Consider the following 20,435-nt stretch of genomic DNA (forward strand, 5'->3'; position numbering starts at 1 on the left):
GGGAACCAGCATATTACTGATTATGACAAAAAAGATGGTCGGGATTCGCTGCCAGTGCAGTGACCCCGCGGTGAAGAGAAGGGGTTCCGGTATGAGGACCGTGATGTGCCCCATTTGTGGCAGGATATACAGGACAGACAGGGAGGACCAGGTCTGCTTCAACTGCAGGAAGGGCAGGTCCTGATGGGGACGGCCAATAGAATCAGAACATCAAAAAAATCAGGTCCTGATAGAAAGGACAGATCAGATCAGAATATCATGAGAAGTCCCCGCCCGGTTCCCCAGATTATACTCACCGCTATGATGAGTATAACAAATATGGATACGTAGCTAACAGCAGGCTTCACAATCCTCTCAGGTAACCTGTACCTCAGGAGCTCCTCAAACATCAGACCGCCGTCCAGGGGCTTCGCAGGAAGTAGGTTCACCGTACCAACCGCAAAGTTGAGGAAGAATATCCAGAAGAAGAGTTCCTCAAGATAGGTCAGGGCGAAGGGTAAGGTATCCCCCAACACTGATGCAACGGAGTCCCTCACCCGTAGGTGGTTGCTGGTCCGGATGCCCATGTAGGCCCTGCTTGAGTTGTTAGGATTCCTCCCGGTCTTCAGGTGAAAGGTCCCCTGATCCGTGGTTATATTGATAACCTCCCCCACACTTATCGTTTTGAGTGCAGCGCTGTAGGTTGTCAGGTTACTTGTTGGCATCCCGTTGATGCTCTCAATTACAAGTCCAGGGGTGAGGACCTTGCTCGCCGGGCTTCCTGGCACAACACTGTCTATCTGAACACCATCTGGCTGGAATGCCGCGGGCATGGCAAAGCTCGAAATACCGAAGAAGAGGGCGAAGCATATACCTGCAAGTATAAGGTTTGCCACGGATCCGGCAGCATATATCCTCATCTTTGAGATGGGTCTGATTTTTTTGATGTCCTCCTCGTCAGGTTCAACAAATGCGCCCGGAAGTATTGCGAGGAGAAGGAGGCCTATTGATTTTATACGGACACCCTCCAGCCTTGCAAGGATACCATGGGCAAACTCATGGACCACGATGACCGTCGCAAGTCCAATTATACCATACCCCAGGGGCACGTAGACCGGTGACCCGGGTATGTCAACACCCGGCACTATGAGTGACGCCTGGGGAGTTACAAATATGTTCTGGAGGGACATCACAAGCATGTATAGCATGTAGAACATGAAGAAGAATGCCACGGGTATGCCTGCATTCATGATCCATCGCCATAGCTTGGGATGGCCTGATGCAAGACCATCTATGAATCCCCTGAGCCTCTTAGTTCTTCTCATTAGCAGGGGCCCATGTATCTCAATCTTCAGCCTGTCCCTGAACAGGATGGCCATTGTCCATATGAGAATAAATGCGATTAGATAAAACCATAAAGCGTTCATATCAGATAACACCCTCTTGTTTTAATGGTTGTTGCAGCAGCCATATATATCCATCAGTTTTAACGCTTCCCTCATGATGGCAGATCCAGTTTAAGGATCCCTAAACATCCATTATATTACCATGGAATCAAAGAGGAGCACGTCACACTCCTCTCCAGCTGATATCCCCTCAAGGTTCTCATCTATGACTATGTAGGCGTTTGACCCCACCATTGACCTTATAATACCTGATCCTCTGCTCTGCACAGGTTCAACCTCCTCATCATCAGCCCAGGCCCGCAGGTAGTCTGTCCTTCCGGGCCCGGAGGCGACCTTGGCCCTGCACCTCCGTTTCACTGCCCGGTGCCTGTAGTCAAGGTGCTGCATCCTCAGCAGGTAGTACCTTGCAAATACATCGAACTGCACCATGGCTGCAACAGGGTAACCTGAAAGCATGAAGACCGGTGTTTCAGAGACCATCCCAAATGCAACTGGTTTACCGGGTCTCAGGGCCACTCCATGGAATAATACCTCCCCCAGACCATCCACGGCGTCAACAACCACGTCTCCACGGCTTATGGCGGTTCCCCCCGTTGTTATTATCACATCGTATTCACTGGCAGAGGATTCTATCTCCTCCCCAACAGTGTCAATATCATCAGGAAGATGCACGGGGTCTGCAGACCCCCCAGCACTTTCAACCAGGGCATTTAATGTGTATAAATTGGAATTGGGTACCTTACCTGGCTCAAGGTCATCAGAAGGGTCCACCAGTTCATTTCCGGTTACTATAACCTTCACTGACGGTCTTCTAAATACCCTAACCTTACTGTAACCTGCTGATGCTGCCATGGCGATTTCCTGTGGCCTCATGAGGGTCCCCTCCCGCAGTACTGTGACCCCTCTTCTCACATCCTCACCGGCCGGAGCCACATTCTCAGAGGGGGCTACTGGCCTTAAAACCCTGATATCTGGCCCATCCTGGAGCGTGTACTCCTCCATCACAACAGCATCGGCTCCGGCAGGGATCGGGGCACCTGTGGCTATCCTCACAGCCTCTCCATGCCCAACATCTACCCCTGAAACCTCACCGGCACCTATCGAGTCTGTGACCCTCAATGTTGAGGGGTTCCCAGGGGATGAACCGAAGGTGTCCTCTGCCCTCACAGCATAGCCATCCATGGCAGACCTGTCAAAGGGTGGCGAGTCAAACCTTGATACTATGTCATCTGCAAGGACCCTGTGATAGGCCTCAAGAAGATCCACGGTCTCTGGTTCCGTGAACCTCTGGTTCTCATCAAGAATCCTGAATGCATCCCTGACCGGTAAGAGCTCTGATAGGAACATGTGATCATCACCGCTTAACTACTCTCTTATATGGACCTATATATAAAGGACCCCCATATAATTAATTCAGGAATTGATGCACTCGATAAAAATGTTATCGCTACAGCGGGACCTCCAGTGGCTGACTGGGGGACTCAATGGATGAACATGATATCTCTACGAGGGACCCATGTGGTCCGGGAGGCTCCATGATAGAGGTTGAATCTGTGAGTAAAAGTTTTGGGAGGATCAGGGCCCTTGATAACCTGAGCTTCAGTGTGGCTGAGGGTGAGCTCATGGGTATCATCGGCCACAACGGGGCCGGTAAGACCACGGCCATACGTATAATAGCTGGCATACTTCACCCTGACTCCGGGACCGTCAGGGTGGGGGGCCATGACGTCACAGAGGACCCCCTCAGTGTCAAGTCCATGATAGGTTACCTTCCAGAGGAGCCCAACCTCTACGAGCGCTTCAGGGCAGGGGACCTCCTCCGATACTTTGGTGAACTCTACGGTGTCCCCAGGGATGTGCTTGATGACAGGATAGCTGAGCTCCTTGAACTGGTTGGTATGACCGATAGGGCCATGGACCCCATCAACACCTTCTCCAAGGGCCTCAGGCAGAGGATAGGTATAGCCAGGGCCCTGATACATGACCCCCCCATCATAATATTCGATGAACCAACCATGGGACTTGATCCTGCAACCGCATTCTCAATAAGGGAGTTCATAAGGGACCTGAAGGGATCAAAGACCATGATACTATGCACCCACTACATGGAGGAGGCTGAGTACCTCTGTGACCGGGTTGCAATAATAAACCAGGGCCGGATACTGGATATTGGAACACCTGATGAACTGAAATCAAAGATCCGGGGGGACCTGGTCCTTGAGGTGAAGGTGAGGGACATTTCCTCTGTAGGTGAGGGCGATCTCATGATGATCCCTGGTGTAAAATCCGTTGAAGTTGATGGCAGCACACTCAGGGTGTCCCTTGAAAACCGGGGAGCCATATCGGGTGTTATAATGGAACTCGGGGCCAACGTATCAGGGGTTAACACCCGGGAGGCCACACTAAACGATGTTTTTATAGAGAGCCTCAGGGGGTCAGGATGAATCTCCTCAAGGTGGCAAAATGGGAACTGAGGAGCACGCTGAGAAGCCGGAAGTTCCTCTTCATATTCCTGTTCCAGATAGCGGTCCTGATTTTAACACTGTTCATGTTCAGTGGATTCACAGATGTTCTGGAGAGTGGTGAAGCCCTCACACCATCCCTCACCGGATTTGCAGAGCTCGGTGTCATTGATCCCTCCGGCCTGATCCAGGGACAGCTTAACCCTGACGTCCTTGATATTCGTGAGGGAGGGGATGCTGGATCCGTGCTGGTGGTTGACAACTTCACCGGCATACCTCTCAATGCAACCCTCTACCTTGACTACTCGGATCCCAGGAGGAGCGTGGTGCGGGATGAAGTTGAAGCCGCTGTTGAACGGGCCTCCAGCCTGATATCAGAGGAGTTTGTGAAATCGCCTGGTCCCGACCCGGAGGTCAGGGAGGAGACCCGTGGGGAGCCGCTCCCGGTTCAGCTTGTGACAAGGGTGATGGTTTCAATCCTCCTCTTCCTCCCGGTTTTCCTCTTCGGTAACCTTGTTGTGGACAGTATCGTGGGTGAGAAGGAGCGGAAGACCGGGGAGGCCCTCCTTGCCATGCCGGTCAGGCGTTCAGAGATCATCCTCGGTAAGTGCCTCTCGGTGATCACTGTACTTGCCCTCCAGATCGGTGTATGGATGATTCTCATCCTGGCCTCGGGGTTCCATATGGTCAACCCCCTGGGCGCCTATTTCACAGTTGTTGCCTCATCGGCTCCGGTTGTGGGGCTCACCGCCCTCATATCTGTCTATGCAAGGAACTACCGTGAGGCTGGTATAGGGATAACCCTGGCTTACATCATATCTGCAGCGTACCTCATTGCCCCGGCCCTGGCCTACATGGCAGGTTCATCAGGTTCAGTTTCACCCATGACACTCACAATAAAGATGATATCGGGCCAGGCCTGGGGGCTGCCGACATCATTCCTCCAGCCATCTCAATCCTTGTACTCAGCATCATATTCTATGGCCTTGCAGTCAGGCTGTTCGGGAGGGATGATGTGGTATTCGGTCCCAGACCAGGTATACTGAGGTTAATGGTGAAACCATGAAACTGAAAGCACTGGCACTTAAGGAGGCCCGTGATATATTCTCCAACAGGATCTACATGCTTCTCATCCTCGTTCAGGTCATAATAATACTGGGGGCCTATGGACTCGCCATTGTGAGCTCGGTTGCTGCCGACCCCCAGCTGATAGAGAGGTGGGGTGGTTCAGGTTTCCTGAAGGTCGGTGTGGTTGATGGTGACGGGCTCCTCACTGAGGGCCTTGAAAGGGAGGGTCTCAGTGTAAGGGAATTCAGTGACATTGAGAGCGCCAGGAAGAGCCTTGGATCAGAGGTTGTGGCCATCGTCTACCTGAGTGGAGGAGACGTGAGGATAGAGGCCGACACCTCCAGCGTGTTCTACACAATCATGAGCGAAAGGCTTCAGGGCGCAGCTTCATGGTATATAAGTCAGAAAAGGTTCAGGGAGTCTGGACTCCCGGCCGGGACAATCCAGGCCCTTGAGGAACCTGTGAAGCTTAAGGTTGTCCCCATCAGGAGGGAGGACTACAGGCCCCTTGCCCTTGAGAGCTCCTACTTTGTGGAGATAATGTACGGCTTCATCCTCCCCTTCGTTGTCTTCCTCCCCTTCTTCCTGGGGAGCAACATGGTAACGGACAGTGTCGTGGGAGAGAAGGAGCGGAAGACCTTTGAGGTGCTGCTCATGGTACCCCTCTCCGAGACCATGATAATCCTCGGTAAGATACTGCCATCACTGGTATTCTCATTTATCCAGAGCATGCTCTGGCTTGGACTCCTGGTCCTTCTGAGGGTACCTGTGTATAACATGCCATTACTGGCCCTTCTCCTCCTCATTACAGGTCTTGGATTCATTGGTGTGGGTCTGTTCATATCAATCCTTGCAGACAGCACAAAGGAGGCCAACTCAGCAATTACCGTTGTACTCTTCTTTGCAACCTTTATCCTCTTTGTGCCGCTCTTCATGGATATGGGTGCCCTCAACCCCCTAATAAGGTTCATACCCAGCCTGCTAATTGTTAAAATGTCATCAGGACCCCACCTGGACCCCGGGATTATCTATGACATGGTACCATCTACAGTTTTCTCGGTGCTCATATTCCTGGCAGCCGTTGTCTCCTTCAGAAGGGAGGGCGTTATAAGGCTCTGAACAGAAAAACCTCTCAAAACTGAATATCGCTTATAAACTTAACATAAACTGAAAATAACTAATTGTGTCCCGGTGTAAGGACATTTAAATCAGTAGAATAGCCCCCACCACAAGGGGGATGACTATATTATCCTCCACCGGTGTGTATGCCTCCACCAGCATGCCTGTGATGGCGCCTGTGAGGGCATGTATGGGTTCAACGAAGAAAAGGGACCCCAGGAATCCTGCTGCAAGGAATGCTGCTGACCCCTCAATGCTCTTATCATGTTTAAGTGGGATGGGGTGTTTCCCGAACCTCCTCCCGATTATGGTTGATAGTGAATCTCCGAGTGTCAGTATGATGATGGCTGCATTGGCCACAGCCATGTTGAATCCAAAGAGGGAATAGGTGAGGGTCATGCCAATGAAATAGTAAATGAAGCCCCTCTCAGTATCATCCCTTCTGCAGCCCCTCAGGATTACTGAGAAGAAGGGCAGGTAGAATCTCCTGTCAAGCTGGAATATGATCTCCCCACATATGGCTGCTGCAAGGGAGAGGATTATCATGGAGGTGGTGTCCAGGTAGCCTGCAAGGATCACGAAGACTATGCCGGTTGCATGTATCAGCTGCCTGAAGAATTCCCTCCGGTATTTCAAAGGAACACCTATGTGGACATGTATGCCTCAATCACGCCGTGATAGGCATCATCAAGTTCCGAGATGTCCAGGGCCACATCGCCGAATTCAAGGGTCCTGCCGCCGGTGGTTCCAATAACAGCCCATGGGACATCCAGCCCGCCCAGTATGTCCCTGGCTGATCCCCTCACGGTCATTATGTACCTTCCATTGGACTCTGAGAAGAGGGCCTCGTGGATGTTCCTGAATCTGCCAGGGATCTTCATGGGGTCTATCCTGGCCCCGATGCCTGACTTTATGGCCATCTCAGCCACTGCCACAGCTATTCCCCCGGCTGAGCAGTCATGGACCGCTGTCACCTTATTTCCGGACCCGTCGATTATCTCCTTAACTGCCTTTGCAGCTTCAAACTCTGCCTTAAGATCTGTTTCAGGGGGTTTTCCATCCACGATACCATGAACTGTCCTCAGGTACTCTGATGCGCCCAGTTCCGGCCCTGTTTCCCCGATGACCACTATCTCCTCCCCCTCGTCCTTGAAGTCCAAGGTCTTTATGCTATCAAGGGATAGTTTACCTGCCACACCCACCACAGGGGATGGGTTCACGGTGACGCCCTCTGTCTCATTGTAGAAGCTCACGTTACCACTTATAACGGGGGTGCTGAAGGTTTCTGCCATATCAGCCATGCCCCTCACACATTCCCTGAACTGCCAGAATACCTCAGGCTTCTCTGGGTTGCCGAAGTTGAGGCAGTCAACTATGCAGACAGGCCAGGCCCCCATTGATACAACGTTCCTTATGGCCTCCCCGACCGAGGCCGCGCCTCCACCGTAGGGGTCGAGCTTCGTGTGGATGCTGTTGCAGTCGACGGTGAGTGCAACCCCTGTTGTGCCATCAACCCTCAGGACGGCTGCATCGTCCCCTGGTTTTACGACGGTCCTTATCTGGACCTCATGGTCGTACTGCCTGTAAACCCAGCGCTTGCTTGCAATGTTTGGTGATGATATCAGCTTCAGGAGTGTGTCCTTAAGGGGGGGATGCTTAACCTCCACCTGTCCCTCCGGTAGCTGGGGCTTTCTGGCTTCCCTCTCAACCACTGGAGGGTCCGCCAGGAGCTTTGCTGGTAGATCAGCTATGACCTCGCCCTCGCTCTCAACGATCATCCTGCCTGTGTCTGTAACCTCACCTATAACCGCTGCTGGTAACTCATATTTCCTGCAGATTTCCATTGCAGCCTCAACATCATCTGGTGCCATCACGAAGATCATGCGCTCCTGTGACTCTGATAGCATGATCTCATAGGGGGTCATCCCCTCCTCCCGCAGTGGTATGGCCTCGAGGCTGACCCTTGCACCGTTGTCACACTTGGCGACCAGTTCGGAGATGCAGCAGGTCAGACCTCCCCCTCCAAGGTCCTTGACTCCTGAGACCTCTATCTCATCCATTATCTCGAAGCTTGCCTCCATGACCATCTTCTTTGTGAAGGGATCCCCCACCTGGACCGCGGGGCGGTCCTCGAGTTCAGAGGAACTTGTGAGCTCCTCGGATGCGAAGGTGACCCCATGTATCCCGTCCCTTCCTGTCCTTCCCCCCATGAGGAGGAAGACGTCGCCGGGGCGGGGGGCGATTCCCCGCTTTATATCATTCTTAGGTACAAGTCCCGCGCACATAACATTTACGAGGGGGTTCAGCTGGAAGTTTTCATCGAATTCGACCTCGCCAGCAACTGTTGGTACGCCCACACGGTTCCCGTAGTCTGATATTCCCCTGACAACGTGCTCAAAGAGGTACCTTGACTTCTGGTCCTCAAGGTATCCGAAACGGAGTGAGTCCAGGAGAGCCACCGGCATGGCCCCCATTGAGATTATATCCCTTAATATGCCCCCTATACCTGTACCTGCGCCACCATAGGGTTCTATGGCTGAGGGGTGGTTGTGACTTTCAATTCCGATGACCAGTGCCAGTTCATCGGTTATCTCCACAACACCTGCATCATCACCCGGGCCGATTATGACATCCTCGCCCTCTGTAGGGAAGAGGCCCAGGACCGGTCGGCTGCTCTTGTAGGAGCAGTGCTCCGAGAACATGACATCCAGCATCCCGTACTCGAGGGGGTTGGGGTCCCTCCCAAGCTCCTTCCTTATAAATTCCATTTCAGAATCGGTTAAAACCATTTTCACACCTTTGCAGGTTTTATTGATATTATCAGGTTTTCGTCTGATATCTTCCATTCCTTGGTGTATTCGAGTTCAGAGTAATCAAAGGATAGTGTGCTGGCCCTCACCTCGTTCTCTATGAACTCCCTCTGGGGTTCTGTGAGTTCCCTGAATTCTTCGCTGCATTTAACTGACACCTCTATGCTGGCCTCAACGTCCAGGTCAAGGTCCTTCCTCATATCCTGGATTCTCCTTACAAGTTCCCGGGCCATTGCCTCGCTCATGATCTCAGGTGTGAGCTCTGTGTCGATGAAAACGCTTCCCCCATCGAACTGAGCGCTCACTATATTCTCTGGAAGCTCTGTTTCAAATACAATATCCTCAGATGTGAGTTTAAATTTCTTGCCATCAGTTTCAACCGTGAACTCACCATCGGAGTCCAGTGCAGCCTTCACTGCTGATCCGTCTGCGCCTTCCAGTTCCCTCATCACCAGGGGAATGTCCTGCCTAAGCCTGGGCCCCAGGGTTGCTGGATTTGGCCTGGCTATTATTTTCATGTCAGGGAACTCCGTTGAGGTTTTGATGGACTTTGCATTGGCCTGCTCTGCTATGACGTTCTTGAGGGACTCTGCGGCCTTCAGAACACCTTCATCCTCAGACACCACCACCATCTCCCTGACCGGCCATCTGAGCTTGTACCTTGCTGTGTCCCTGGCCCTTGCGCAGGCCTCTATTATCTCCCTGACGATATCCATATCGGCCTCAAGCTGGCTGTCAACTGCCCCCTCATCCAGGATCCAGTCAAGCATGTGTATGCTCTCTGGTGAATCCGGTTCAGCTCCCCTTACAAGGTTCTGGTAGATGTCCTCACATACGTGGGGTGCCATCGGTGATAGGGTGACTATGAGGGTCTTGAGGACCGTGTAGAGGGTGTGGTAGGCTGCGAGTTTATCGGGGTCGTCCCTCTCTATCCAGGTGCGGCTCCTTATCAGCCTTATGTACCAGCGGCTGAGGTCCTCCACTATGAAGTCATGGATTTCACGGGTGGCCCTGTGGAAGTGGAGGTTTTCAATGGCCTCTGTGACCTTAAGGGCCACGGAGTTGATCCTTGAGAGGATCCACCGGTCCTCATCCCTGAAGCTAAGATCCTCAGCACTGTGGTCTCCTGGCTGGAACCTGTCAAGGGACATGTAGGTTGTTGCGAATACATAGACATTCCAGAGTATGTTGAACATTTTGTTGACGTTCCTGAGCTCATCCCATACAAATTTGAGGTCCTCCCATGGCTTGTTTTCCCAGAGGAGATAGAATCTCAGGACGTCTGCACCATACTTCTCTATGACATCCTCGGGTTCAACAACGTTTCCCAGGGATTTGCTCATCTTACGGCCCTCTTCATCCAGGGTGAAGCCGTGCATGAGGACCCTCCTGTAGGGGACCTCATCCAGGGCTATGACACCGCATCCCAGCTGTGAGTAGAACCAGCCACGGGTCTGGTCATGGCCCTCGGTTATGAAGTCGTAGGGGAACCATTCCCTGAAGAGTTCTGTCTCTGAGGGGTAGTGGAGGGCTGCCCAGCCAGCCACCCCGGAGTCTATCCAGACATCCAGGACGTCAGGTGTCCTCTTCATCCTTCCACCGCATTCACCGCATTCAAGGACTATCCTGTCCACGTGGGGCCTGTGGATGAAGTCTCCCTCGAGTTCTCCCTCCACCGCCAGCTCCCTGAGTTCATCTATGGATCCAACCACGTGTATGCTGTCACATTCCTCACATATCCATATTGGTATGGGTATTCCCCAGTACCTCTGCCTTGAGATGGTCCAGTCACGTGCATTCTCTATCCAGTTCCTGAATCTGCTCTCCCCTGCCCATGAGGGGACCCACTGGACCCTGTCAAGTTCCCTCAGCATCTTATCCTTTATCTCGGTTATCTTGAGGAACCACTGCTCTGTTGCAAGGTATATTATTGGTGTCTTGCACCTCCAGCAGAACCCGTACCTGTGGCTTATGGTCCCGGCCTTCAGGAGCAGACCCTTTGATCTGAGGTCAGCTATTATGTCTTCGTCGGCATCCTTGACAAAGCGGCCAGAGTACTTTCCTGCTTCCTCTGTGAAGATGCCTGCCTCGTCCACCGGACAGATGACCTCAAGACCATACTTCTTACCTATCTCGAAGTCCTCTGGACCATGCCCCGGTGCTGTGTGGACGCAGCCTGTCCCCTCTGTCAGGGTTACGTGGTCCCCCAGGATCACCCTGTGTTCAATCTCCCTGTGGAGGGGTACCTCATCATCGAGGGGGTGCCTGTAGGTTAAACCCTCTAGTTCGGTCCCTTTAACCCTTTTCAGGATCTCGGCTTCTTCACCAAGAACCTTCTCGACCAGAGCCTCTGCCATTATGTAGGTTTCTCCATCAAGGCGTGCGTAGGCGTATTCAAAGTCCGGGTGGACCGCAACCGCCATGTTCGCAGGGAGAGTCCAGGGCGTGGTTGTCCATACAAGTATGTGGGTGTCCCCTGAAACAGGGAACTTCACATAGATTGATGGGTCCTCCTTATCATGGTAGTCGATCTCTGCCAGGGCCAGGGCTGTTTCACAGCGTGGACACCAGGTTATGACCCTCAGATCCCTCACAAGGAGGTCCTTTTCATGGGCCCTTTTGAGGGTCCACCAGCATGATTCCATGTAGGCGGGGTCAAAGGTTACATAGGGGTCATCCCAGTCCATCCATACACCCAGACGCTGGAACTGGCCTGTCATGACTGCCTTATTCTCAACTGCAAATTCCCTGCATTTGTTGACGAATTCCTCGATTCCAATCTTGTCCTCAATGTCCTTCTTGCTCCTGACACCAAGGAGTCCCTCGACCTTGTGTTCGATGGGGAGACCGTGGGTGTCCCATCCAGGCTGCCTCCTGACATTGAACCCCTTCATTGACTTGAAGCGGAGGTATGTATCCTTCATTATCTTGTTCCATGCTGTGCCGAGGTGAATCCTTCCACTGCAGTAGGGTGGGCCGTCAAGGAATGAATAGCGTGGCCTATCCTCCCTCAGTTCCTTCACCCGTTCATAGATGTCCCTTTCTTCCCAGAAACTCTGGACCTTCTCCTCGATCCTGTGGGGTCTGTAGGATTTTTCGGCTTCCTGGATTGGCATGTGTTTCTCCCTCAGCTGGATATTAGAAGGTCCTGAGCTGTCCCTTCACTAACATCTCGGTTATGCTGGGTATGTCCTCCAGCCAGGCGTCCATGACACCTGAAACCTTCCCTGTGACTTCATCCATTGTATACCCGTCCTCAAGGATCACCTGGGCTGTTGCAGCCTTTGGATGGTCAATCGGTTTTCCTATCTGGCTCAGTATCATTATGTGGACCTGTTTAACACCCTCAACACTTTCAACTATATCTCCGGCCATCTGGTTTGAGAGGAGGTTGTAGATCTTACCCACATGGTTTATGGGGTTCTTACCTGATGTTGCCTCCATTGACATTGGCCTGTTGGGTGTTATGAGTCCATTGGCCCTGTTACCCCTTCCAACTGATCCATCGTCACCCATCTCTGCGGAGGTCCCTGTTACAGTGATGTAGACTGAGGGTTCATCATCCTCGCAGCGGTCGGCGGTGTTGACAAAGACCTCAAGGTTCCTGTCTGTGAGTTTTGAGGCGATTTTGAAGACCTCATCCCTCACAACGTTCTTGACCTCCAGGTACTCCTCGAGGTCTGAGACGTACCTGTCAACCATTGCACAGGCGACCGTGAGTGTGATGTTATCATTTTCCCTGAGCCCCATGACCTTTATGTCCTCACCAACGGCAGGGTGCTTCTTCTTGAATTCGGGTGAGTTCAGGAGGTTCTCTGCCTCCATGACTATCCTCTCTGTCTCTGAGAAGGGAGCGAATCCAACACCGAAGGATGTGTCGTTTGAGAGGGGTGCCCTGCCCTTCCTGGCAAATACATCCCTGAGGTCCCCTGAGCCATGGCCGATCTTGCACTCAACCACGGCGCAGGTTTCAACATCAAGGTTCAGTATGTTCTCCCTCAGGTACTCCTTGGCCGCTGAGATGGCTATCCTGTCGAGGCCTATCTTCTCACCATCAACCTCTGCTATGCCCCTCCCTGTGAGGAGTATCTCCATGGGTTTTATGACCTCGCCGCCTCCGAACTGGGGGGCTGATTCGCCGGCTGTTATCTGAACCTCGTCGGTGTTGTGGTGCATTATTGCACCGAACCTGTCAAGGTAGGCGTTGCATAGGGCCCTGCTCACTGATTCCGCGATCCCGTCACTTATACTGTCCGGATGCCCTATGCCCTTCCTTTCAACTATCTCCACCTTCTGATCCTCGATTGGTGTCTGGTTAAGGGGTTCAACGATAATATTTCTCACAGTGATAACCTCCTGATGAATATCCACAGTAATGGTTTATGGTTTTGGGGTGATGATATAAATAAGTATATACATCCAGTTCAGGAGAAATTATGATGAAGAGAGAGGTCATTAATAAGACGCGGGGCACCAGTCTGGGTGCCGTCAGATTTGCCAGGACATTCATGTCACGCTTCAGGGGCCTGATGCTACGCAGGGACGTTGAAACCGGACTTGTGCTGGAGATACCTGTGGGGAGGGGGAGGTATGGCTCAGGGATACACATGTTCTTCATGCTTGTCCCGCTGGACGTTTTATTTGTTGATGGAGATATGCGGGTCGTTGACAGTGTAACCCTCAGGCCATGGCAGATCTACAACCCCAGGAAACCCGCAAGGTATGTTATAGAACTCAGGGAGGGAAAGATCAGGGATTCAGGGACCCGGGTTGGGGATACAATCGAATTCAGGGACCTGCAGTCCTGATATGATTTCAGTAGGTGATCTGCCAGATGCTCATACCGGATAGCAACAGCCAGAGCAGAACTCAGAACTAAGCTGCACGTTTCCTTATCTCAGAAATGGCGACCTCAGCCACCCTCCTAACCATCGGGCTCTCATCATCAAGGAGCTCCTCAAGGTCCGGGATTGAATCCTCATCACCCAGTATCCCGAGGGCCAGTGCACACGCATATCTGACTCCAGGTTTATCATCCGAGAGGTGCTCCCTGAGTGGTTCAACCGCCATCCTATCATCAAAGGTTGCAAGGGCGAGCGCTGCAGCCTCCCTCACATGGTAGTCCTCATCATCAAGGGCTTCAATGAGTGGCCCCACTGCACGTGGGTCAGCCACCTCTGCAAGTAGTTCCACGGCATCCTCACGCACGACCCAGTCCGGGTTCCGGAGTTCCTCCAGAAGAAAATCTATTCGTTTACCCTCCATAAAAAACACCCCTGAGGTTTATATGGTCCTGAAAAAAATTAAGTTTTTTGGTTTTTTTTATTGTCTATTATTAAGACTGATCAGGGTGCCTTTCGGTGTTTGAATAGCTGCCGGATGGTTTTTGTATTATCCTGCTTAGATATGACTGTGCGCCATGTTCTCCAGAATCTCCCCGGGTTTTGCGAAAACCCTTATTCCATCCATTGCAGCGAGTCTTGCTGTGTTCCTTATATCCACTTCCCTCATGTGTATGGTTATGATCCGGCCCCCTGAGACCGCGCCGTGGGGACAGGCTGTTCTGCAGGCGCCGCAGCCCCTGCAGCTGAGTAGTCTTATCTCAACACCCGGAACTATGGCGTCCTCGGGGCATGCTGCAGCTGCAAGACATGGTTCACATCCTCTGCAGAGTTCAAGTTCAAGTTTTGATGGCAGAACCGTCTCAACGTCGCCCTCCTCAAGGTCAACGGGTACACAGTAAACCGGCACCCCACCCTTGCCTGCCTGGGCAACTGCATTGGTGACAAGGGTGTCTGCTATGCCGTGGACGACCTTGGCCACGGTGTTGGAGGTTACAGGTGAGACCACCAGGAGATCGTATCTTCCCATGGAAAGCCTACCTGTTATGGGGAAACTGTAGCCCTCCTGGTCCTCGGTTATGAGTTCCCGGTAGTAACCCCCTGAAAGTCTTTTAACCCTTTCAAGGAGGCCGTACATCCTCAGGACCTCCTCCGCTGCGCCTGAGAGCAGAATGGTCACCTCGTGTCCCCCTTCAACCATGGCCTCAAGGGCCTCGACGCTTTCAAGGAGGAGGTGGCCTGCACCTGTGAATGCCCAGGCAATCCTCATCTACTGGATCTCCATGTACTTGTAGGCCTCCGAGTCCTCAAAGGCGTAGTGGACCCGGGTATATGATGACATGAACTCTGCAACCTCGTCCCTGACATCCTTTCCGTCCATAACAACTCTCTTGATGTACTCTGCAACCTCTGACATCTCTGACTCCTTCATGCCCCTCCTTGTTATCTCCTGTGTACCTATGCGTATCCCTGATGGGTCATCTGACCTGTTCACATCATCCCATGGGAGGAGGTTCTTGTTGAGTATTATGTTGTTGGCCTCGAGCCTCTTTGAGATCTCTGCTGCCCTTCCAATATCAGAGACGTCCATCACCACCTGGTGGGACTCTGTGAAGTCAAGGTGCTCACATAACACGTTGAATCCGAGTTCATGGAGGTTTTCAGCGAGTTTCCTGGCATTATTGATTGTCTGGGCTGCATATTCAGCTCCAAATTCCAGCATCTCTGCCGTTGCTATCCCAAGGCCGGCCACGTGGTGGAGGTGGTGGTTGCTCACAAGTCCGGGGAACACCGCCTCATCTATGTCAGCTGCAAGTTCCTCCCTGCAGAGGATTATACCGCCCTGTGGGCCCGGGAAGGTCTTGTGGGTGCTTCCAACAAGCATGTCGGCGCCCTCACGTAGTGGGTCCTGGAAGTAGCCCCCTGCAATGAGGCCCAGGACGTGGGCACCATCGTACATTATCCTTGCCCCCACCTCCTCGGCGGCCTCAAGAGCCTCCTCCACAGGGTGAGGGAAGAGGAAGAGGCTTCCGCCGAAGAGTATTATCCTTGGTTTAACCTCCAGTATCTTCTTCTTCATTGCATCGGCGTCTATGTTCATGTTCTCAAAGTCAAAGGGGTGTGTGTATATCTGGAAACCCCTTACACCGGCTGCGCTGACCCTGGCATGGGATATGTGTCCTCCGTAGGGGACCTCCATGGCCATTATGGGGTCGCCCACCTCTGCTGTGGCGAAGAAACAGGCGAGGTTTGCCACGACACCTGATGTTGGCTGGACGTTCGCATGTTCCGCCCTGAAGAGCCTCTTTGAAAGTTCAATTGTTAACTCTTCAATCTCGTCGATGTACCTGCATCCCTCATAGAGTCTTTCACCGGGGAGGCCCTCTGCATATCGGTGGGATAGATCCGAGAGGAGTGCCTCCTTCACCCGTGAACTCGTTATGTTTTCACTTGCTATGAGGTTAATGCTTGACTCCATCCAGCTGTTATGGTCCTTCATAAGCTGTCTGATCTTCTCGGTATAATCCTGATTGCTGACCATGAAAATCATCTCCAATAGGAAAATAGTTGCAATGACAATATAAAATTGGTGTTAACTTCCATTACCAGTTGCGATGTCAACATAAAAAACGCGTGTTGATAGCTGGGGGGATTCCGAATCCGATTGCTCGGAGTATTATGTAAGTTAGAAAAAGGATAAAGGATTTGATGGGGTTAACCCATCTATTTTGCCTGTTCGTTGAGTGCAGCTTCGATCTGGGCCATGATCTGCTCGGTCCTGAAGTGCTGCTGGTCCATGGCACCTGATGGGCATGCTGCCACACATGTTCCGCATCCCTTACAGAGGGCCACGTTAACGTTTGCATGGCCTTCCTCTATGCTTATGGCACCGAATGGACACAGTTCTATGCAGACCTCACATCCACCGCAGACATCGGAGTCTGTCACGGCGACTATTGGCTCGATTTCCACTTCACCCTTAACCATTGGTATTGCTGCACGTGCAGCTGCACCTGATGCCTGTGCAACAGCGTCAGGAATGTCCTTTGGACCCTGAGCAACACCTGCAAGGTACACACCGTCTGTCAGTGTGTCAACCGGCCTGAGTTTTGGGTGAGCTTCCATCAGGAATCCGTCTGCAGATTTGGATAGACCTATGGTCTGTCTGAGTTTCTCAGAGCCCTCTGGTGGGACAAGTCCCACACCGAGTACAACCATGTCGTAGTCGTACTCTGTGACCTTACCGAGGAGTGTGTCCTCTGATCTCACTGTGAGTGTCAGGTCAGGGTTTTCGAGGATCTCAGCAGGTCGTCCCCTGATGAACTTGATTCCGTATTTCTCCTGTGAACGTTTGTAGAATTCCTCGAATCCTTTACCGAATGCCCTTATGTCCATGTAGTAGAGTGTGACCTCGGTATCAGGCATCTTGTCCTTTATGAGCTGTGCGTTCTTCATTATGTACATGCAGCAGACACGGGAACAGTATGGTTTTCCGATCTGTTCGTCCCTTGAACCGACACAGTGTATGAAGGCAACCCTCTTGGGTTTTTCACCGTCTGATGGTTTGATGACCTTACCATCGGTTGGACCTGAAGCGTTGATCATCCTTTCAAGTTCAAGACCGGTTATTACGTTTGTATGTCTGCCGTAACCGTATTCGAGCTTCTCGGTTGGGTCGTAGGCATCGTATCCTGTGGCCACGATTATGGTACCCACTTCGATTTCGATTTCCTCTGGTTCCTGGTCGTGCTTAACGGCTCCCCTCTCACAGATCTCATCACAGAGCATGCACTCTATACAGTAGTCCTTGTCGATGGTTGCGCAGAGTGGAACTGCCTGTGGGAATGGTATGTAGACCGCCTTGGTCATACCGATTCCCTCGTCGAAGTAGTTTGGCATTTCAATCGGACATACTTCGACACAGGAACCGCATCCGGTACACAGATCTTCATCTATGTATCTGGGTTTCTTCTCGATTTTGACCTTGAAGTTACCTATGTAACCGTCAACTTCCTTAACCTCAGCGTAGGTTATGAGTTCAATGTTGTCATGTTTACCGACGTCCACCATCTTAGGTGCGAGGATACACATTGAACAGTCGAGGGTCGGGAATGTCTTGTCGAGCTGACCCATCCTTCCTGAGATACTTGGCCTCTTCTCAACCATGTAGGTCTTGAATCCCATGTCAGCAAGGTCAAGGGCTGTCTGTATACCTGCAACCCCACCACCGATGACGAGGGCCTTGTCATCCACACTGACCTTTGATGCCTCCAGAGGTTCCAGGAGCCTTGCCTTGGCAACGGCCATCCTCACAAGGTCCTTGGCCTTTTCTGTTGCACCCTCAGGGTCGTCCATGTGCACCCATGAGTCCTGCTCCCTGAGGTTTGCGAATTCGAAGAGGAACTGGTTGAGTCCTGCTTCCTCAACACATCTCCTGAAGGTTGGTTCGTGGAGCCTTGGGGAACATGCAGCCACAACAACCCTGTTCAGTCCGAGCTCCTTGATATCCTTCTGTATCTCGAGCTGACCTGGGTCTGAACAGTAGTACTTGTAGTCCTTTGAAACTACAACGTTGGGTAATTTTGCAGCGTAGTCCCTGACAGCTTCTATGTCAACCACACCGCCGATGTTTACACCGCAGTGGCAGACGTAAACACCAATTCTTGGTTCTTCCATTGTTTCTTCTTTTTTTTCTTCTGCCATTAGATCACCTTGCATAGGGGTATCTAGCAATGATAGTCAGTTGATGTAAGGTATACCACAGTGCTAAATAAATATTTCTATCAAAAACTTTAAGTAAGGTTTATATACTATTACACTTTCCTCAGTTTTTTTCAGGTATATTAAATAAATGTTTATTCTGTGTGTATTTTGCTGTGACTTTTTAGAGCACAACTGACCAGAGGGGTAACGACACGAGACTTAGGATTGTACTCATGAATATGCATGATGATACAAGGTCCACGTCCAGGTCGTTCTCAATTGCAAGTACCGCTGCAAGCATTGCAGAGGGCATTGAAGCCTCGAGTACCGTGACAGAGAAGTTAAGTCCCCTGAATGCAAGGACATAGGAGATCCCGGCTGCCATGAGTGGAGATATGAGGAGCCTGAGACCACTGACAAGGGTCGCATCGGCCACCGAATGCCTTAAAAATCTGAAGTTGAGTGTAAGGCCCAGGGATATCATTATGAGCGGAACCGCCGCCCCTGAGAGGTATCCGAGGATGGTGCCGGCAATGCCTGTGGGAAGTCCCCAGAGGTTGAAGATGACCCCCAGCAGGAAGGCCCAGAGAGGAGGGAAGAAGACGGCCCTCTTCATGATTCTGGAACCCTCACCTCCAGAGATGTGTGATAGAAGAAGTCCGAGGGACGTGAACATCAGTGTGGTGCCGGTGTCATAGAATATGGCCCTCACAAGTCCCTCTGAGCCGAATATCCCTGCTGTGACCGGGTAACCCAGGAAACCGGAGTTCATCATCGCTGCAGCTACAGTTAAACCCCATGTTTTACCTGAATCCAGTCCTCTTCTCCTTGCCCAGAGATATGCAATCGTTCCAGAGAGTGTGCCCGTAATCATGCAGATAACCGGTATGAGTACAAGGTCTGAGATCCCTGATAGGTCTGCCCGGTAGAGGGACGTGAATATGAGGGATGGTATGGCCACATTGATGACAACCCGGTTGAGGGTGGATGCATCCTCCTCCCCGAGAACCCCGAGGACCTTGAGGATGTAACCAAGGAGGACAAGAACCAGCACCGACAGTACAGTCTCAGTGGAACCCATAAAAATCAAAAAATAAATCTGGTTTAATCAACGATACCCGCGGTTGTTATCTTGAAGACACACTCACCCTCGGGCAGGTGGGGACTGTCAACCAGCCTGGCTATCCTCTTACCTGCAAGCCCCTTCTTGAGCCAGATACGGTAGGTTGCGGCGTGACCAAGCACGTGTCCACCTATGGCCTTGGTGGGGCTTCCGAAGAACGCATCCGGTCTGGCCTGGACCTGGTTTGTGACAAATACCGCGGCGTTATAGGTGTTTGCTATGTTCTGAAGGGTGTGAAGGTGCTGGTTGAGTTTCTGCTGCCTTGTTGCAAGGGCCTCCCTACCCACATACTCTGCCCTGAAGTGGGCGGTGAGGGAGTCCACAATCACAAGGCGTATGTTCTTACCCTCCTGGATGAGCTCATTGACCTTCTCTGCCATGAGGATCTGGTGGCTGGAATTGAAGGCCCTTGCAATGTGTATCTTATTCAGAACCTCCTCAAGGTCAAGTTCAAAGGCATTTGCTATCTGCTCAATCCTCTCAGGACGGAATGTGTTCTCTGTGTCTATGAAAACAGCCTCAGCATCCAGTCCTCCCCTCTCCTCTGGCAGCTGAACCGTGACTGCAAGTTCATGGGACAGCTGACTCTTACCTGACCCGAATTCTCCGAAAACCTCGGTTATTGCCTGTGTCTCGATTCCGCCACCTATCAGTTCATCGAGGGCCTTGCTCCCCGTTGTGATCCTCCCCACATCCTTCCGTCTCTCCATGACATCGAAGGCTGTTTCAAAGTCTATCTTCTCAGCCCTTCTGGCAGCCTCTATCACCTTTTCAGCCACGCCCTCACCAATCTCTGCCTTCACAGAGAGTTCCTTGGCTGTGGCTGTTGCAAGACGCATCATGTCACCGAAACCTGCGTCCCTTAATTTCTGTGCTGTTTTAGCCCCTACATTTGGTAGATCTTCCAGTTCAACCATTTTAAT

At 51.9% G+C, this 20,435-nt stretch carries 17 protein-coding genes; 5 read left to right on the plus strand and 12 right to left on the minus strand.

Annotation, left to right across the window (positions count from 1 at the left end; all coding sequences use genetic code 11):
- The first annotated feature begins 22 nt into the window (after nucleotides 1–22).
- A complete protein-coding gene (locus tag MTH_RS09765; RefSeq protein WP_158296334.1) occupies nucleotides 23–184 on the plus strand; it encodes a hypothetical protein in 162 nt (53 codons plus the stop codon).
- 64 nt (nucleotides 185–248) lie between these two features.
- Here MTH_RS09765 and MTH_RS06540 read toward each other — a convergent pair whose 3' ends face one another.
- Nucleotides 249–1,304, minus strand: coding sequence for a site-2 protease family protein (locus tag MTH_RS06540; protein ID WP_338101035.1), 1,056 nt, complete (start codon nucleotides 1,302–1,304; stop codon nucleotides 249–251).
- 213 nt (nucleotides 1,305–1,517) lie between these two features.
- Complete coding sequence (gene glp / locus MTH_RS06545) at nucleotides 1,518–2,732, minus strand: molybdopterin molybdotransferase MoeA (RefSeq protein WP_010876981.1); 1,215 nt, start codon at nucleotides 2,730–2,732, stop codon at nucleotides 1,518–1,520.
- Between the two features lie 137 nt (nucleotides 2,733–2,869).
- On the opposite strand from glp, the gene MTH_RS06550 reads away from it, so the two are divergent.
- From MTH_RS06550 to MTH_RS06560, 3 genes are read left to right on the plus strand one after another with little or no spacing between them, the layout of a single operon-like run.
- Nucleotides 2,870–3,829 (plus strand): ABC transporter ATP-binding protein, encoded by a 960-nt coding sequence (locus tag MTH_RS06550; protein ID WP_010876982.1) that lies wholly within the window; start codon nucleotides 2,870–2,872, stop codon nucleotides 3,827–3,829.
- Nucleotides 3,826–4,893, plus strand: coding sequence for an ABC transporter permease (locus MTH_RS06555; RefSeq protein WP_010876983.1), 1,068 nt, complete (start codon nucleotides 3,826–3,828; stop codon nucleotides 4,891–4,893). Before MTH_RS06550 ends, MTH_RS06555 begins: the two co-directional genes overlap by 4 nt.
- Before the next feature lie 16 nt (nucleotides 4,894–4,909).
- Nucleotides 4,910–6,034 carry an ABC transporter permease gene (locus MTH_RS06560; RefSeq protein ID WP_010876984.1) on the plus strand — a complete coding sequence of 375 codons (1,125 nt, stop codon included), beginning with the start codon at nucleotides 4,910–4,912 and terminating at the stop codon, nucleotides 6,032–6,034.
- A gap of 84 nt (nucleotides 6,035–6,118) precedes the next feature.
- On the opposite strand, the gene MTH_RS06565 is transcribed toward MTH_RS06560, so the two are convergent.
- Genes MTH_RS06565 through MTH_RS06580 form a run of 4 tightly spaced genes read right to left on the minus strand, consistent with a single transcriptional unit; the run spans nucleotide 6,119 to nucleotide 13,188 of the window.
- Nucleotides 6,119–6,670, minus strand: a complete 552-nt coding sequence (locus tag MTH_RS06565; RefSeq protein ID WP_010876985.1) for a diacylglycerol/polyprenol kinase family protein — start codon at nucleotides 6,668–6,670, stop codon at nucleotides 6,119–6,121.
- An 8-nt stretch (nucleotides 6,671–6,678) separates the two neighbouring features.
- Nucleotides 6,679–8,823: a phosphoribosylformylglycinamidine synthase subunit PurL gene (purL, locus tag MTH_RS06570; protein ID WP_010876986.1), complete on the minus strand. Its 2,145-nt coding sequence runs from the start codon at nucleotides 8,821–8,823 to the stop codon at nucleotides 6,679–6,681.
- A 2-nt stretch (nucleotides 8,824–8,825) separates the two neighbouring features.
- Complete coding sequence (gene ileS / locus MTH_RS06575; protein ID WP_010876987.1) at nucleotides 8,826–11,960, minus strand: isoleucine--tRNA ligase; 3,135 nt, start codon at nucleotides 11,958–11,960, stop codon at nucleotides 8,826–8,828.
- A gap of 22 nt (nucleotides 11,961–11,982) precedes the next feature.
- Nucleotides 11,983–13,188, minus strand: a complete 1,206-nt coding sequence (locus MTH_RS06580; protein ID WP_048061035.1) for a methionine adenosyltransferase — start codon at nucleotides 13,186–13,188, stop codon at nucleotides 11,983–11,985.
- A gap of 92 nt (nucleotides 13,189–13,280) precedes the next feature.
- On the opposite strand from MTH_RS06580, the gene MTH_RS06585 reads away from it, so the two are divergent.
- A complete protein-coding gene (locus tag MTH_RS06585) occupies nucleotides 13,281–13,652 on the plus strand; it encodes a DUF192 domain-containing protein (protein ID WP_010876989.1) in 372 nt (123 codons plus the stop codon).
- Nucleotides 13,653–13,719: 67 nt separating this feature from the next.
- On the opposite strand, the gene MTH_RS06590 is transcribed toward MTH_RS06585, so the two are convergent.
- The 6 genes from MTH_RS06590 to radA form a co-directional block, all read right to left on the minus strand.
- The gene (locus MTH_RS06590; RefSeq protein ID WP_048061036.1) at nucleotides 13,720–14,109 is read right to left on the minus strand and encodes a HEAT repeat domain-containing protein; all 390 of its coding nucleotides are present in this window, start codon (nucleotides 14,107–14,109) and stop codon (nucleotides 13,720–13,722) included.
- Nucleotides 14,110–14,244: 135 nt separating this feature from the next.
- A complete protein-coding gene (locus MTH_RS06595; protein ID WP_010876991.1) occupies nucleotides 14,245–14,955 on the minus strand; it encodes a dihydromethanopterin reductase (acceptor) in 711 nt (236 codons plus the stop codon).
- Entirely contained in the window at nucleotides 14,956–16,227 is a 1,272-nt protein-coding gene (gene glyA / locus MTH_RS06600) for a serine hydroxymethyltransferase (protein WP_048061037.1), read from the minus strand.
- A gap of 182 nt (nucleotides 16,228–16,409) precedes the next feature.
- On the minus strand, nucleotides 16,410–18,389 hold the full coding sequence (hdrA, locus tag MTH_RS06605; RefSeq protein ID WP_048061038.1) for a H(2):CoB-CoM heterodisulfide ferredoxin reductase subunit HdrA: 1,980 nt from the start codon (nucleotides 18,387–18,389) through the stop codon (nucleotides 16,410–16,412).
- Between the two features lie 181 nt (nucleotides 18,390–18,570).
- Nucleotides 18,571–19,470, minus strand: coding sequence for an AEC family transporter (locus MTH_RS06610; RefSeq protein ID WP_048061039.1), 900 nt, complete (start codon nucleotides 19,468–19,470; stop codon nucleotides 18,571–18,573).
- Nucleotides 19,471–19,493: 23 nt separating this feature from the next.
- Complete coding sequence (radA, locus tag MTH_RS06615; RefSeq protein WP_010876995.1) at nucleotides 19,494–20,429, minus strand: DNA repair and recombination protein RadA; 936 nt, start codon at nucleotides 20,427–20,429, stop codon at nucleotides 19,494–19,496.
- Nucleotides 20,430–20,435: the final 6 nt, after the last annotated feature.

Origin of the sequence: Methanothermobacter thermautotrophicus str. Delta H (assembly GCF_000008645.1) — an archaeon.
In the GTDB taxonomy this organism is placed as follows: Archaea; Methanobacteriota; Methanobacteria; order Methanobacteriales; family Methanothermobacteraceae; genus Methanothermobacter; species Methanothermobacter thermautotrophicus.